This is a genomic window from Edaphobacter sp. 4G125 (assembly GCF_014274685.1).
Lineage (GTDB): Bacteria > Acidobacteriota > Terriglobia > Terriglobales > Acidobacteriaceae > Edaphobacter.
The window spans coordinates 2,188,315-2,203,743 of sequence record NZ_CP060393.1 but is presented as its reverse complement, the minus strand read 5'-3'; the positions used below and the strand labels follow the sequence as shown (position 1 = coordinate 2,203,743).

Below are 15,429 nucleotides of genomic sequence, written 5' to 3'. Positions count from 1 at the left end.
AGCGATAATGAACAAAAGGCCCGGGAGTTCCCGGGCCTTTTGTTTTCGGTAAAGTCTCAACTACTGTTGCGGTGTTGTTGGGCCGGCCGAGATCGGCTTCGGTGGCTCAGGGGCCTTTGGAGCCGTAAGACCGGGAATCGTTGGCGGATGGGAGACGCTACCCGTCGCTGCATCGACGATATTGATATCGTACTTATCCAGCAGGTTAGAGAGCAGCTGCCCCAGTAGGACACGGTCCTTTGCGTAGGCTGCAGTTGCCGAGATAAGAGTGTTGTCTGCTGCAGCCAGGTTTCTCTGTTGTTGCAGGACCAGAGCCGTGGTCGAAGCACCCAACCGATACTTCTTCTGTTCTGCATCAAGGCTCTGCGCCGCATAATCGTGCGAAGCCTGCGCCGCCTGTACCTGGGCACGATCATTGGTCAGAGCGTACTGCTGGTTGATGACCTGAATGCGAACCTGTGTGTACAGCTGCTGCAAGCGCATCTGCGACTGACGATATTCCATCTGCGAACGAGCCTGGTCAGCCTGTGCAATACGATTGCGCAGCGGGATCGAAATGTTGACGCCAACACCCTTATCTGGATATTTACCGTTGAATGTATTGCCAAACACATCATTCAAACCAGTATTAGCGACAGTCCCTGGAGGGCATGGGGCTCCCGTTGTAAAGTCGCATTGCAGAACCGGGTTCTGAGCACCGCCCAATGCCGATCCGCCGTAGAAGGCATATGCATCAACCGTAGGCAACAACCCGTTCTTGAATGCCTTGATGGTTATTTCATTGTTTTTCATGTTCAACGCAGCTTGTTCAATCTGCGGATTATTGGCATAGGCCTGACGAACCAGATCTTCCGTCGGTGTATCTTCTTCAGGCAAACGATCTAAAGCAACACGATCCGTAGGGATTACCGGAGCACTCGATAGCTGAGGATCGTTCAGATTGCGAGCAATAGCTTGCTTCATCAGGAGCTGCTGATACTCAAGGTTCGTCTGCGAAGCCACCAGAGCTTGCTTATCAGTAGCTACAGCAGCATCTGAGTTCACGATATCCAGTGGGGCCAACGTTCCAATCTCAAGCTGGCGACGGTTATCCGCGGCCAGTTGAGTAGACTGCGCAAGAGCGCGCTCCTTGGCTTGTTCATCTTCATAGGCGCTTACCAGTCCCCAGTAAATGTTCTCTATCTGAGTAATGGTGGAAAGCAGTTGCTGCCGGAAAGCCGAGTCAGTAATGCGACGATCATTCTTTGCCTGAAGAATAAACCGCCGATTGACCCCCAAACCGAACCCCTGGAGTAAATGCTGCGTTACCTTCGCCTGGAACTGCGAGTTCAACTGCGGGCTGTAGTTAGAACGAATGCTATTGGTCGTCGTGCGGTTGTTGTTGAAGGTGAAGTTAAACTGCGTACCAGTCATAAATCCCTGCTGGTAGCCGAAGTTGTAGGTCCCTGTATTCTGCTTCAGGGTATCCGTACCGGTAATAAACGTTGTGGTTTGCTGCTGACTTAAATTCTCATACTGCAGGTTTCCAGTAAAAACCGGATCCAGACTCGCCGGAGCGGGGCCGCCGCCGTTTGTGCTAAGGACGATACCTGAAGCACCTGCTCCAACCCCACCAATTCCGCTCGACGTTGCGCCAGGACCGCCACCTCCCGTAATGGTGGACGTACTTCCGCCCAACGTGTTCTGCACCAAACCAGTCGAAACACCTCGCAGGGAACCGCCTGCCTTAGCTCGCAGAAGATCAGTATCGGCAATATCCAGATTGATCCGAGCGATTTCGATATCGTAGTTATTCGTTAGGGCGAGAGTAACGGCATCGGCAAGGCTCAGATAAATCTTGCCGTCGCGCAGTAGCTGATCAAGCTGCGGTGTATTTCCAAGTCGCACCTGCGGAACATTGATGGAAGTGTATGGTGCAATCGGATTCCGAAAATGGCTCTTCGGTTTGGTGTAGTCCACCGCGGTGTCTCGCAGGAAGAGCGGTTCCGTCGGCTTAGGCTGCGGTGCCTGTGGAAGTCCTGGGGTACCAGTCGTATCCGTTACCACCGACTGCTGTGCCGCCGGAGCAGTTGGATTGGTCTGGGTTTGCGTCTGTGGCTGCGGATTTGCCTGCTGTGCCATTACAGGTTCTGTACTCACGCTCATCAGCAGCAGTCCAACTGTTGCTGCCGCCTGCATATCCCTTAATCTCACGATGCGATCTCCAAACCTTCTCTGTAATCGTTCTGGCCGGGAGTTTCCCCGTGCTCGGGGAAGATTCACCGGGTACTACCTTTTGCCGGACCTGTCCTGCATTCCCACAGATCGTGGACTGATTTTCTCCAGTGCTTTTTTATGACGCACAAGACCGCCCTAAGGACTCTTTAAATGATGACGATCCAGTGGATTACTGCCATTCCTGTCCGTAGATCTGGCTTGCAACTGGGCACTAATACGCAGAAAGCCGGCGATTCGTTCCGGATCCCCTCAGAATTTCTGGCGACTCGTAACCGGCTAAGTATATCAACCTCTGCCCCTTATTCTCTTCGGTAGGCATCATTCCATTCATCCCCGCCACTGACGTGTTACTGTCCAGATTGATCCCTATGCATTATTGGAAGATAACCATTGCCTATGATGGCACACCGTACCACGGCTGGCAGATTCAACCCAGCCTGTCCACGGTCCAGGGGACGCTGGCAGAAGTGTTGCGCCATATCACGGGAGAAGAGGTCCTACCCCAGGGTTCAGGGCGCACCGATACCGGAGTTCATGCCCTGGGGCAGGTCGCTTCCGTATCACTTCAGTCTCCCATTCCGGGTCCAAACCTGCAACGTGCCTTGAACCATCTTCTTCCTGCCAGTATTCGGATCCGCTCTATAGATGCCACTTCACACAACTTCCACGCCCGCCACAGCGCTCGCCGCAAAACCTACGAATACCGCATCGCACCCCAGCCCGTTTGCCTCCCTATGCTTGCCCCCTTCGTCTGGAACTGCACCTGGCCGCTAAATCTGGAAGCGATGGACCAAGCCGCTCAATACGTTGTCGGAACCCATGACTTTACCTCCTTCGCTGCAACCGATCCAGACCTTGCAGTCCGCAATGAAAACAGTCAGGACGGCTCTGGCGAACCAGATCATGAAAAACAGAGAGAGAAGACTGCTATTCGCACAATCTTTGCCTCCAACTGGTATCGCGAATCCGATCTCCTGGTCTACCGTGTCACCGGCTCCGGATTCCTCCATCACATGGTCCGCAACCTTGTCGGCACACTTGTCGATGTAGGGCGCGGACGCACCCCAGTTGGGTCCATTTCCAAGATTCTTGCCGCTCGCGCTCGTTCTGCCGCCGGCCCAACCGCTCCTCCGCATGGCCTTTTTCTACTGCATGTGGATTACGAGTCACGGGATGAATCGCACTAAACTCTCAGGAACGGCATGTCTGCAACCTCCCATCAACGCATCACCCGACTCGCCAGCCTGACGGCAGTTCATCGTGCCTTCCATTGGCTCCATCTGCATCAGCCGCAGATTCGAAATTGGTTGCTCGAGATGGTACGCATTCCCGCTCCGCCCTTTGGAGAACAGGCCCGGGCGCAATGGTTTCTCGACCGCTTTCTCTCGCTAGGTCTCCACAATGTCCATCTGGATGAAGAGGGCAATGCCCTGGCGGAACTTGCCCCAGAGAGCGCGGAAGCACATCCCTCTCCCGTCATCCTTCTCTCCGCTCACCTGGATACGGTATTTCCTGCTGATATTACCTGTGAACCTCGAGAGGAGCCGGGTACCTCGCGCATCTATGCCCCTGGGATTTGCGACAACGCAGCCGGTTTGTCTGCGCTGTTATCGATCGCTGCAGCGCTTCGCTACTCTCATATCAATCCACCCGCAACCATTCTCTTTGCTGCCAATGTAGGGGAAGAAGGGGAGGGAGATCTTCGCGGAATGCGCCACCTGCTTGAACGTGGCCCGTATCGAGATCGCATCGCAACTGCCATAGCCCTCGAAGGTAGCGGAACAGCTGTCGTAACGCGGGCCCTTGGCAGTCTTCGCTTTCGCATCACGATCAGCGGACAAGGCGGACATTCCTGGTCCGATGCGGGTACGCCGAATCCGATTCTTTTACTAAGCCGAGCCCTGACCGCAATCTCCGAACTCCCTCTGCCCTCCTCTCCATTGACAACCCTGAATGTAGGACATATTTCGGGTGGAACCTCCGTCAACTCCATCCCCTCTTCGGCAACCGCACTGGTGGAGATCCGTTCCAGTGAGTTTTATGCGTTGCGAAAGGCCGCTCTGGATCTCCGCCATCTCCTTCGAGAGATGTTTCAGGATCTCGAAACCACTCATCAGGCTCCTTCACTGCGTCTCGAAACGATCGGCGATCGCCCTGCGGCTTCGCTTCCTGCTGACTCTGTTCTCCTCAGCTCTTTACGTTCCGTAGATCGACATCTGAGTCTGAAGACAGAGCTACGGCTGGGATCGACCGATGCCAACCTTCCCCTTTCGCTCGGAATTCCGGCTCTTGCGATCGGAACCGGAGGTGCAGGAGGAGGCATCCATACGCTCGACGAGTGGTACGATCCTGCGGGCCGCGAGATGGCTTTACGCCGTATCGTTTTATTACTGCTGTCCATGACGCAGATTGCCTCCCAGATTGCCCCTGACCCCACATCTCCGGCAACTTCGAGACCATGATTCAAACCGAACGTACGCCACCTTCCCGTTTGTTCCTCCTATGGAGCGTTTTTGCATAGATTTACGCCATCGACGCTTGCCCACCTGCTTCTTCTCGCTGTAGTTGCCCTATGGGGAATTACCTTCACGCTAGTAAAAGATGCTCTTCAGGATGCATCTCCTCTACTATTCAACCTGTTCCGCATGGCCCTGGCGGCAGTGGCGCTATTTCTCATCAATCGACGTCATCTTCGTCAGCTCTCACGCCCAACCATCGTTGCCGGAGCCGTCGTAGGCTTTTTCCTTGCCACGGGTTACCAATTGCAAACCCTGGGACTTGCCCACACTACTCCTACAAAATCAGCATTTATTACCGGCCTGGTCGTGGTCTTTGTTCCTCTCTTGACCATAATCCCCTCAGTACGCCCTGCGTCTACGCCTGCCCCCGGCCTCTCAGTCATTTTTGGAGCTTTGCTCGCCTTTACAGGGCTTGTTCTACTTACGACACCTGTTGGAACAAATCCGACAGAAATCCTCCGTTCCATGGGTACAGGAGACATCCTGACCTTGTTCTGTGCCATAGCTTTTGCAGGCCATCTACTTGCACTGGCCCATACCTCCCTGCGTATTCCGATTCCGCAACTGGCCACGCTCCAAATCGCCTTTGCCACCCTGACCATGGCGATAACACTTCCGTTCGGAGGTAAGCTTTATCTCACCCTTACACCTCGCCTCGTTGTCGCGCTTGCCATTACCAGTTTGCTAGCCACGGCCGCCGCGTTCACGATCCAAAGCTGGGCACAACAGCACCTTCCGCCTACCCATACCGCTCTTCTGCTCACCCTGGAACCTGTTTTCGCATGGCTCACTTCATTTCTCTTTTTCGGTGAGCGGCTTGGGCCACGCTCGCTGATCGGAGCTCTCTTCATTCTTGGTGCCATTCTGTTGATCGAACTGCTCCCTTCGCGATCGCCACTTCCCGACCATCCCCTTTAACTTCAGAAATTCAACCAAAGGGCCCCTCTGGTGAGCCACCTTTGTTTTTTTTTCGCGTCTAACAAACCGAAAGAGCGAGGAATATCTCTAACACGCAATGGTTCCGGTCGCAGGACTATACTTAAACCTTCGTTTCTGTGGTCTTCACAGTGCGAACAGGAAGCAAATGAAAGAGGTTTGATCGATTCAATGGATATATCGACAAGCAAGTTCACCAGTTGGTTCGAGCGCGCAAAAAATCATCGGCTCACCACAACCTTTGCCCTGCTGGCGACGTTATCGACCGGCATTCTGGTTGGTTCTGTCATCACGCATGGTGTGAGCGGAAAAGAGCAGGCGCCAGATTCTTCCGATGCCAAACAACTGGTCATCCCCTCTCCAACGACGCTTTCAAATGGCTTTTCACAGATTGTGAAGCAAGTAGGGCCTGCCGTTGTAAACATCAACACGGAATCCCTTCCTAAACAATCGCAAACCAAGCGCAACCGTCGCCCTGGCCAGCCACCCCAGGGTTATGACGGCCAAGGCGACATGCAGGACTTCTTCAACCGTTTCTTTGGTAATCCTGGCGGTGGAGATGACGATAGCGATGGAGGGCCGATGGGCGGAGAACGCCGCGCCCTTGGTTCAGGCTTCATCGTCGACCCCCGCGGCTACATCATCACCAATAATCACGTCGTCGATAAGGCCGATAAGATCTATGTCCGCCTCTCGTCTGACCCCGATAATCCAACCGATCCTGGTCGTGCCGCGAAGGTTATTGGGACCGACAAAGAGACCGATATTGCTGTTATCAAAATCGAGACTGACAAGCCGTTGCCGACCATCAAGCTTGGCAACTCCGATAGCGCTCAGGTAGGAGACTGGGTCCTCGCGATTGGAAGCCCCTTCGGTCTCTCCCAGACTGTATCCGCCGGAATCGTCTCCGCTAAAAACCGGTCTATTGATGAGCCTTCCCCGTCGGGCGTATCCCAGTCTCAGTTCCAGCGTTTTATCCAAACGGATGCCGCCATCAACCCGGGCAACTCCGGTGGACCACTGGTCGATATGGCAGGACAAGTCATTGGCATGAACACCGCAATCTACACCAGTTCTATGGGATCGATGGGCGTAGGTTTCGCCATGCCTGCTAATACGATTGTCAATGTATACAACATGCTGATCGGCCCCGAGCATAAAGTGGTTCGTGGCTCGATCGGGATCAGCTTCCAATCCGCCACCAGTTCGGCAGTCGGTCGTGTCTATGGATTCAAGAATGGCATCATCGTCTCTACTGTCACACCTAGTGGCGGCGCGGCAAAGGCGGGGATCAAGCCTGGTGATGTGATCGTCTCTATCGATGGCCGCCAGATCAAGGACGGCGACGATCTTGTAAACGATATCTCTGCAAGAAAAGTTGGCAGCACCGTGAAGCTCGGCTATCTTCGTGACGGCAAGCAGAATACCGCCGATGTCACAATCGGAGATCGCGCTAAGACCTATGCTGACATCGCTGGCGACAATGACAACGACGACAACACTCCGCAGGAATCCGATGCTGGCCAAACGAAACTCGGGATTACGGTATCCGCCATTCCGTCTCCCGTCGCACAAAAAACCGGAATCAGCCGCGGCGTAATCGTTACGGCTGTCCGTCCTGGCTCGTTTGCAGATGAAAATGGTCTGAGCAAGGGTGCCATCATCACAGAGATTAATCGCAAACCTGTGACCGATGAAGCCTCCTACAGAGCGATCGTAAATAGCCTGAAATCGAAGGACGACGTAGTTTTTGTCATCCATTCCCCGAATCAAAAGGGGGGTGGCAATAACTATGTTGGAGGCACTCTGCCATAGTCGGCAATTCCTCTAAATCTGGGAGGGGAGAGGGTTAGCAGCTCTCTCCTCCAGATCTCCCCCTCTATCTGCATTTAATCTGGACCATCCTGATTTAAGAAGGTTACCCTCCTGAGTATCCTTTGATTGCATCCTGGCACTTCTCGGGATACCCTTAACTTGGCAGAATTGATCGGCCTTCTGTCGCAATACTGTATTCTCGAGGTTTTTTGTCTTCATGCGGTCACGCCGACTTCTCAGTTCCGCTCTAGTTCTTGCAACGATGTTCACCCCCTGCTTCGCGAAGACTCACCCTCGTCGCGGCCCGACCTCCCCCAAACGTTCCACTAAACGCGCCTCGACGAAACCTGTTGCAAAACACACAGGACAGCGTTCCATCGATGATGATCGAGCGAGCCAGATTCAAGCAGCTTTAGTACGCTCAGGTTATATGACCGAGCCTAGTGGGCACTGGGATACTGCAACAGAAACAGCTATGCAAAAATACCAATCCGATAATGGCTGGCAAACGAAGATCATGCCCGATTCGAGAGCCATTATCAAACTAGGTCTTGGGCCACGCAACGACACGGGATCGGTAGCAAGCACAATGGCTGCGGTTCAAACCAGCCCTCAGACTTCATCTGATCTCAATATCTCGCAACGCTAAAATTTATTCTTTTACGACAAGGGCAGAGAACGTAGTTCTCTGCCCTTGATCTTTGGAGGTCAGCTCATTCGGAAAACATAGTCCATCATGTCTTCGCTACTTTGCGGCAAGTTGCCGAATCCTCTCAAAGACCTGGTTTCGAGCCAAAGCCGCAACCAGTAAAACTGGCGCATTCGTACAAGCCTGGAGGCCACGGGCTGTTTCTGCTCCAGCACTGCTGTGATTCTCACGGCTAGTGCATCGACTTCACCACAGAATTCCTCCCGCGTCTCTACGACTTTATCTTCCAGAAGAGATCTAAGAGCTGCGTGGTACTCTTCCGTTTTGACCAAACCACTTTCGACGCGAAGTTCCGACATCCGCTCTAAGCCGAAAAGTACAGAGGCATCCGGACGATCTTCAAAACCAACATAGAGGATGCGAGACCCTGCCACTCGAAGGGGTAGCATTCCGAACTGCTCCACAAATACCTTCGGCATGACCAAAGCCATTGATCGTGGGGAAAATCCGTGGGCACCAAGCACCGGCCGATTCCATTGCAGGCTCAACCCACGAGCAACATAATCAGCATTCACGCCGCACTCCGCAATCAGGATCTCCCCTATACGGCCGCCCTGCCCTCTCTGGATTCTCAGCGCATTCTGTAGTTGCGAATGTGTAATCCACCCCTGCGATAGAAGCAACAGCCCCAAAGGCATACGGTGTTGGTGTTGAGAAACATCTTCATCGACCGCTTTTTCTCCAGACTCCCGTCTGAGTGCGGCGCGGACAAGCTCTAGAACACACCGGCCACTGCATCCCCACTGTGTTTCGAAAACCGGCCGCTTACGGTTTCGCCAGGGCGCAGACCATGAGCCTGTACACTGAATATTTCCGCAAACCCTTCGGCCCGAATTCGAAAGTGCAGGGACATGTGGAATGACCGACGAAGAATAGAAATCGTCCTTCCATATCGAAGAAGCAACCTCAGGCGAATCCACCATCGAAACGTCCATGCCATGCTCCTCCATCTTCTTCCCTAGAAAAAGCATCGAATACTCTCCAGTCGCAGTTGCGGTGTCGCTACCTCAATCACCCGAAGCGCAAAATTTCCATTCGAGACAACAACCTCTCCCCGAGCAACAATCCTGTCTCCAACCACCAGGTCCATCGGCTCGCTCACATGCCTATCCAACTCCAGAACACTTCCAGGACCGAGCTCAAGCACTTCTTGTAACGTCATCTCGCGTGACCCAAACCGCAGAGTGGCATCAAGTTCGATATCGCAAAGAATGTCCATCTTCATGTCCAACGACGCTTGTTCGTTAGCTGTAATCTCCTGTTCCATCTCATCCCCTTTTCAATGGATCGTCATCTCTGGTGAATTTTGGATAACCTGCTCGGTCACATGAACCATCTCCTCCAACCTTGCTGCCCTGTGTTCCCCGCTTCGCACAGGGAGGGCCTTTCCCATGAATAATCCTCCAATGATCAGGTCAGATCTTTGATGCTTCGGCACGGCAAAACGCAGGATAGACCCCGGCTCCAACTCCGCAATCTCTGAGGCGCGCAATTTGATCGCAGGAAGTTGTAGCACGACCTCCACACTTGCATCTTTCACAGACTCTCGCATGCGCGTTGCTGACTCCTTCGATCTTCGTCGCGGTCTGTCTCCTTCCGAAATCAGCCGTCGAAGGATTGCGTTCAAAACGACCGCAGGTAGACAAAGATTTAGCCCGCCCTGAATCTCAGGCATCCTCACTTCAAAGCTCACGCAGAGCGTCTTCTCTCCGAGAGTCATCATTCGGGCTGCCTGGGCTTCCGTCTCTCGCTTTTCCAGCACGAACTCGAGACCAACCGGCTGCCAGGCCAACGTAAGCTCCTGCCCAACCATTTCGACTACCGACCGCATGATCGTCTCTTCAATATCTGTAAGCTCACGAACCGTACTCGATCGACCGATACCGCCAAGCAGCACATCCACAATGGGAGCGACCAGCCCCAGGTCCAGTTCCAGCAAACCAACTGCACCCAGGGGCTCCAGCCTCACCGAGCAGATATAAGTCATGGGCGACAATCTCTCCAGAAACTCACTGAACGGAAGCTGTTCACCCGCAACCAGCTTGACGCGAAACGGCGTCCGCAACCATCCGCCCAAAGAGTGCATTAGGTTTCTGGCGAAGAGATCGTTCACCGTCGTAATAGCTCTCATCTGGTCATTACTGATCTGTCCGGCCCGGCTAAAAACATACTTTTCCGGCCCCTTATCCACCTCTGTCGTTTTGGCCTTTGCTGAAGCATTTGCAGCGGCAAACAGTGCGTCGATGTCTTCCTGCCCAAGTTTCTTTTCCATCTCTTACTCCACTATCTCTTTGAAACCGTGCATTATGTTCTGCGTCTCCCTTCCGCCTCTTTACTGACGCCTGTAGCGCCCGGAGTCGCGAGAGCACTTCGCAGACGCAGAACCGCAGAAGAATGAATCTGGGAGACACGCGACTCCACCACTCCAAGAGTCAGTCCGATCTCCTTCATCGTCAGCTCCTCGTAGTAGTACAAAGTAAGAACCATCCGCTCCTTTTCGGGTAAGGTATCAATCGCATCAGCCAGTCTCTGCTTCATCTCTCCTTTCAGGCAGCGAAATAAGGGGTCTTCTTCCGGAGACCCCGGAATGTAAGCCAGCTCCTCATCACCCGAATCCTCTGAGCGCTCCATGTGCAGGCTTCCAATCTCGAGTCCTTTCAGGTCCCCAAGCAGCTGTTGATATTCGGCAAGTGACAGCTTCAGCTCAGTGGCAATCTCCTGCTCCGAAGGAGCACGACTTATCCGTTGGGTCACTGCACGAATGGCCTCTTCAACAGCTCTCCCCTTCCGTCGAAGTTCACGAGGGCTCCAGTCCAACGTACGCAGTGAGTCGAGGATGGCTCCTCGAACCCGAAACTGAGCGTAGCTTTTGAATTGAACTTTCTTCGTGTGATCAAACTTCGAAAATGCATCGATCAAACCCACGATACCTGCTGAAACCAAGTCTTCCAGATCGACATGTTGCGGCAGGCGCTCATGGATGCGACGCGCAATGTATCGAACTATCGGCAGATGCTCCAACAGCAGCTTGTCCCTTTCGCCCGTGTCTGCAACTCCGATACCCGCTTCATTCCCTTCTTTCCTGAGTGATCTTCCCGCGAGCATTCCTCCAGCCTCCTCGCTTATCTCTCCCAACCACTGAGGTGTCGCACTATTTGTCAGCGATACCGATCTTCCCGTATTCATTTCTTTGCCTCCTCAGCAACCCTTCTACTGATCAAGAACCGACCGTGCCGATGCTCCTTACCCTGATCTCCGGTGGAATTTCAACAGGAGAGAGCACGGTTAGCTTTGGAAGAAACGGCTCCAACCAGCGACGCATGTAATAGCGCCCCGGACTCGAACATAGAAGCACGGGAAGGGCCGATGTTACCCCTGTTTCCGTTAGGTGCTTAACAGAATTCACTACGCGTCGCAGGAAATCTGAGGGGATATTCCCAGAACGCGATCCATCCGCGAGAAGCGCGCTCGCCCCCTGCGGATCGAATGTACGAATCAGCTCATTTTCGATGCCCTGATCAAGCATCAGCACCTTGAGCCCTCCATCTTCATCCAAAAGTGGATGGATGAGACCGCGGCCCAGCGTTTGCCGCACGCTTTCTACCAGGTGAACCACAGCTTTGGATTGCTGCGCCGCCTCAACTAGCACCTCAAGAATGGCTCCTAGATCGCGGATGGAAACCTGCTCCCGCAACAGCTGTTGCAAAACGCGCTGCACCTCGCCCAACGACATCAGCTTCGGAACTAGTTCTTCCACCAACTTCGGGTGGCTCTCGTTCATGTTGTCCAGCAGACGTTTGACCTCCTGCCGTCCCAACAACTCATGAGCATGACGCCGGATTAACTCTCCCAGGTGAGTGCCAATGACAGCCGTCTGATCGACAACCGAATATCCTGCAGCTAGAGCCTGTTCTTCCAGCCCCGGTTGAATCCAACGAGCTGCAACACCAAATGCAGGCTCCGTGGTCTCGACTCCCGGAAGGCTTCTTGCCTTAGGATCAGCATTCACCGCCAGCAGACAGTTCTGTTCTGTCTGCCATCGTGCGATCTCAATTCCCCGAAGGTTCATGACATACTCACGAGGCTTCAATCGGAGGTTGTCTGTAATATGAATCGGGGGCACGATGAACCCCAACTCTGTTGCAAGGTGCCTGCGAAGCGCCCGTACCCGGTTGAGCATCTGGCCACCTTGCTTCTCATCAACAAGAGGGATCAGCTGGAAGCCGATCTCCAGAGTCAGTTCATCAATCTTCAGCAATGAAGCAAGATTCTCCCCCGCAGCGATCTCGTTAGACTTTGCCTTTGCAGGAGCGGCTTCTACTTCTGCGACTGCGATCACTGCTTGTCCCTCAGGAAGAGTGCGCGCAATGAGCGCTACTCCGGCCGCCAACAAAATGAAAGCCATCTTGGGCAGTCCTGGAATTAGCGCCAGCACAATCAGGACACCACAGGAGATCCATAACGTCGTCCTTCCCTTCAGAAGCTGTGACCCCAGTTCCTGATCGAGCGCTCCTGCAGAAGAAGCTCTCGTCAGCACAATGCCGCCTGCAACGGAAACCAGAAGACTAGGAATCATTGTTACCAGGCCATCGCCCACCGTAAGAATGGTGTAGGTCTTTACAGCCGTCGCAAGATCCGCACCCTGTTGAATCACCCCAATCAACAGGCCGGCAACGATATTGATCACGGTGATCAGAATGGTTGCCATTGAATCCCGCTGGTTGAAGCGAGCCGCACCATCCATGGCTCCATAGAACTCGGCTTCTCGCGCAATTGCCTGACGGCGTCTCCGCGCTTGCTGTTCGTCAATCAAACCAGCATTCATGTCCGCATCGATCGCCATCTGCTTGCCAGGCAGAGCATCCAACGTAAAGCGCGCAGTCACCTCAGCCGTTCGCACTGCTCCATGGCTAACAACCAAAAATTGAATTGCGATAAGGGTGAGGAAGAGCACGAATCCAACAACATAATTTCCACCGACGACAAACTGTCCAAAAGCCTCGATTACTGAACCGGCTGCAGCCGTTCCCTCATGCCCATGCAGCAGAATCCGTCGACTGGAGGCAAGGTTGAGAGACAGCCGAAATAGGGTGAGTAATAAAAGCAGCGTAGGAAAGACTGAAAAGTCGACAGCGCGTCGAACTTGAACCGCTGTGAGAAACACGATCACCGAAGCTGTAATCGAAGTCGCAAGCAATAGATCCAGTACGAAACCAGGGATTGGGATCAGCATCACAAACACGACGCCAATCGTCGTAATTGGCAGAAGCAATGCCTGCAATTTGGCCGGGGACCATCCCTGCGCCCTTTCGATCTTCACATTCCACCTCCAACACCGCGCATGCCAGCCCCCATAACGGGATACGCACCCCACGCCGGGGCTCGCTGGGTCTGCTGTTGTCTTCGCATTCGTTCTTCCATTCTTTGCCGATAGAGATAGGCCAGAATCCCGGCTACAGCCGCATATAGTTCAAACGGAATGGACTGCCCCGGCTCAACCATTCGATAAAGACTGCGGGCCAAAGGAGGATTTTCAACCAGGGGGATTCCTGTCCATTGCGCCTCCTCCCGGATCTCGGCCGCGAGCAGATCACGCCCCTTCGCCAGAACAACCGGTGCCTGCATCGTCTCAAAACTGAACTCCAGCGCAACTGCATAGTGCGTAGGATTTGTAATCACTACGCTTGCGCGCGAGAGATCCGCCTTGACCTTACGTCTTCTCATTGCATTTTGAATCCGACGGATCTTCCCCTTGATTTCTGGATTTCCCATCGACTCTTTCATCTCTTCACGGACCTCTTGCTTGCTCATCTTCAATCGCTGATTCCAGCTCTTCCACTCGACTGCATAGTCGAGCGCTGACCACAGAAGCATCAGCCACGATGCATCGAGTGCAAGGTGATAAGCACTTGTAAATGTCGCAGGCAAACGCGTCATGCTCATCACCGGAGATGACAGAACAACTCCCTTCAACGCTCCCCACCCAAGGATCACCATGATTCCTGCTGGAATCATCGATTTCATCAGCCGCGTTGTTTGGCGGAGGCTAAAAAGGTTTTTCAGATTAGTGACCGGATTCAACCGCTCCAGCTTCAACGCCATCGCATTGGGGTGAACCTGCACTCCACCGCTTTGGACTACACCTGCCAACAGAGAACAGCCGAAGCTCGCAATCAGCACAAGCCCTACAGGCAGCAACATCGGCTGAATCATATGACGAACGGTCTCGCTCCACGCCTGATCTCCCTCCGTGCTACCTATACCGGCCGAACGTAAGCTCTCAAAATAGATCGTTTGCCACGTACCTGAAAATCCATGGGCAATCGTTCCGAGCATCACGACGCCGCCCAGCATCGCCATCGCAGAAAGCAGCTCACGGCTTCGGACAATGTCGCCTTTGTCTCTTGCCTTTTTCTTCTTCTGCGGGGTTGCCTGTTCGGTTGCCTGCCCGCTCATACCGCAATCAACCGTTCCGCTGCATCCAGAAGCCGCGAGAAGTAATGCTCAATCCAACCTGGCCACAACGCCAAGCTACCCACTAACACTCCAAATGAGATCAGTGTTTTCAATGGAATTCCTAGCACCATGGCAGGTAGTTGCGGAGCAATCTTTCCGATCAACGCAACCGTGACTTCCACAATCATGGCGGCTGCAATCACTGGTGCAGCGAGCTGCAATCCAGAAAGAAAGATCTCTCCAGCCATCGCCGCTAGCGCTGTCCCCGTTTTTATCTTCATCAGTGCGTGCCCAACCGGAACATCTCTGAAGCTGCGTACCATCGCCGCTAATAACGTCCGATCGAGCCCTACGCCAATCAAGACCAGCAATCCAAACCAACTCAGCATCTGGCCCAGCACCGGAGTTTCGATCTTTGAATTTGGATCCATTAGGTTTACCAGCGAAAAGCTGAACTGCATCCCCAGAAGAGTTCCGGCGAACATCAGAGCCTCATTCAGCATCATCAGCGTTAGCCCAAAGACAAATCCCACACCAAGCTCGCCCAGCACTGCCATCACATCCAGCTCAGCCTTTGCGTCTGGAATAACTGCAACCGCAGGAGTCAAAAGAACTGTCAATGCAAATATGAATCCCGCCTTGATCCTTGGAGTGATCGCAATTGACGAAAAGAATGGAGCAAAGATCAGCAGACCGCTGACCCGAATCATCACCAGCAAACCGGTAACAAGAAGTTGTGGCCATCCAAATGAACTCAATTCCATGTCGGTTACATCT

The 15,429-nt window shown here is 53.5% G+C and carries 13 protein-coding genes; 5 read left to right on the top strand and 8 right to left on the bottom strand.

All coding sequences use genetic code 11. The features are described 5' to 3' along the window. Positions 1–60: 60 nt before the first annotated feature. Positions 61–2,193, bottom strand: coding sequence for a TolC family protein (locus H7846_RS09225; RefSeq protein ID WP_370561235.1), 2,133 nt, complete (start codon positions 2,191–2,193; stop codon positions 61–63). Positions 2,194–2,585: 392 nt separating this feature from the next. Here H7846_RS09225 and H7846_RS09220 point away from each other — a divergent pair, with 392 nt between their 5' ends. From H7846_RS09220 to H7846_RS09200, 5 genes are all read left to right on the top strand, one after another. Continuing rightward, complete coding sequence (locus H7846_RS09220) at positions 2,586–3,404, top strand: tRNA pseudouridine synthase A (protein WP_186691629.1); 819 nt, start codon at positions 2,586–2,588, stop codon at positions 3,402–3,404. A gap of 15 nt (positions 3,405–3,419) precedes the next feature. Then, entirely contained in the window at positions 3,420–4,679 is a 1,260-nt protein-coding gene (locus tag H7846_RS09215) for a M20/M25/M40 family metallo-hydrolase (protein WP_186691627.1), read from the top strand. Positions 4,680–4,730: 51 nt separating this feature from the next. After that, positions 4,731–5,654 carry a DMT family transporter gene (locus H7846_RS09210; RefSeq protein WP_186691625.1) on the top strand — a complete coding sequence of 308 codons (924 nt, stop codon included), beginning with the start codon at positions 4,731–4,733 and terminating at the stop codon, positions 5,652–5,654. Between the two features lie 189 nt (positions 5,655–5,843). After that, entirely contained in the window at positions 5,844–7,487 is a 1,644-nt protein-coding gene (locus tag H7846_RS09205; RefSeq protein WP_186691623.1) for a trypsin-like peptidase domain-containing protein, read from the top strand. A 217-nt stretch (positions 7,488–7,704) separates the two neighbouring features. Continuing rightward, positions 7,705–8,136, top strand: a complete 432-nt coding sequence (locus H7846_RS09200; RefSeq protein WP_370561234.1) for a putative peptidoglycan binding domain-containing protein — start codon at positions 7,705–7,707, stop codon at positions 8,134–8,136. Between the two features lie 59 nt (positions 8,137–8,195). Here the strand turns inward: H7846_RS09200 and H7846_RS09195 are convergent, their stop codons facing one another. Genes H7846_RS09195 through H7846_RS09165 form a run of 7 tightly spaced genes read right to left on the bottom strand, consistent with a single transcriptional unit; the run spans position 8,196 to position 15,416 of the window. Beyond that, complete coding sequence (locus H7846_RS09195) at positions 8,196–9,167, bottom strand: hypothetical protein (RefSeq protein ID WP_186691621.1); 972 nt, start codon at positions 9,165–9,167, stop codon at positions 8,196–8,198. Beyond that, a complete protein-coding gene (locus tag H7846_RS09190; RefSeq protein ID WP_186691619.1) occupies positions 9,155–9,463 on the bottom strand; it encodes a FliM/FliN family flagellar motor switch protein in 309 nt (102 codons plus the stop codon). The genes H7846_RS09195 and H7846_RS09190 overlap by 13 nt, the downstream gene beginning before the upstream one ends. A gap of 12 nt (positions 9,464–9,475) precedes the next feature. After that, positions 9,476–10,468, bottom strand: a complete 993-nt coding sequence (locus tag H7846_RS09185; RefSeq protein WP_186691617.1) for a flagellar motor switch protein FliM — start codon at positions 10,466–10,468, stop codon at positions 9,476–9,478. 32 nt (positions 10,469–10,500) lie between these two features. Further along, positions 10,501–11,382 carry a sigma-70 family RNA polymerase sigma factor gene (locus H7846_RS09180; RefSeq protein WP_186691615.1) on the bottom strand — a complete coding sequence of 294 codons (882 nt, stop codon included), beginning with the start codon at positions 11,380–11,382 and terminating at the stop codon, positions 10,501–10,503. Positions 11,383–11,413: 31 nt separating this feature from the next. Beyond that, positions 11,414–13,516, bottom strand: a complete 2,103-nt coding sequence (flhA, locus tag H7846_RS09175) for a flagellar biosynthesis protein FlhA (protein WP_186691614.1) — start codon at positions 13,514–13,516, stop codon at positions 11,414–11,416. Then, positions 13,513–14,652, bottom strand: a complete 1,140-nt coding sequence (locus H7846_RS09170) for an EscU/YscU/HrcU family type III secretion system export apparatus switch protein (protein WP_186691612.1) — start codon at positions 14,650–14,652, stop codon at positions 13,513–13,515. Before H7846_RS09170 ends, flhA begins: the two co-directional genes overlap by 4 nt. Next, a complete protein-coding gene (locus tag H7846_RS09165; protein WP_186691610.1) occupies positions 14,649–15,416 on the bottom strand; it encodes a flagellar biosynthetic protein FliR in 768 nt (255 codons plus the stop codon). The genes H7846_RS09170 and H7846_RS09165 overlap by 4 nt, the downstream gene beginning before the upstream one ends. Between the last annotated feature and the right edge of the window lie 13 nt (positions 15,417–15,429).

What these genes read in the sequence shown, in the direction of transcription:
- H7846_RS09220 (WP_186691629.1), top strand. Translation starts at nt 2,586, where the DNA reads ATGCATTATTGGAAGATAACCATTGCCTATGATGGCACACCGTACCAC.
- H7846_RS09215 (WP_186691627.1), top strand. Translation starts at nt 3,420, where the DNA reads ATGTCTGCAACCTCCCATCAACGCATCACCCGACTCGCCAGCCTGACG.
- H7846_RS09205 (WP_186691623.1), top strand. Translation starts at nt 5,844, where the DNA reads ATGGATATATCGACAAGCAAGTTCACCAGTTGGTTCGAGCGCGCAAAA.
- H7846_RS09200 (WP_370561234.1), top strand. Translation starts at nt 7,705, where the DNA reads ATGCGGTCACGCCGACTTCTCAGTTCCGCTCTAGTTCTTGCAACGATG.
- H7846_RS09195 (WP_186691621.1), bottom strand. Translation starts at nt 9,167, where the DNA reads ATGCTTTTTCTAGGGAAGAAGATGGAGGAGCATGGCATGGACGTTTCG.
- H7846_RS09190 (WP_186691619.1), bottom strand. Translation starts at nt 9,463, where the DNA reads ATGGAACAGGAGATTACAGCTAACGAACAAGCGTCGTTGGACATGAAG.
- H7846_RS09185 (WP_186691617.1), bottom strand. Translation starts at nt 10,468, where the DNA reads ATGGAAAAGAAACTTGGGCAGGAAGACATCGACGCACTGTTTGCCGCT.
- H7846_RS09180 (WP_186691615.1), bottom strand. Translation starts at nt 11,382, where the DNA reads ATGAATACGGGAAGATCGGTATCGCTGACAAATAGTGCGACACCTCAG.
- H7846_RS09170 (WP_186691612.1), bottom strand. Translation starts at nt 14,652, where the DNA reads ATGAGCGGGCAGGCAACCGAACAGGCAACCCCGCAGAAGAAGAAAAAG.
- H7846_RS09165 (WP_186691610.1), bottom strand. Translation starts at nt 15,416, where the DNA reads ATGGAATTGAGTTCATTTGGATGGCCACAACTTCTTGTTACCGGTTTG.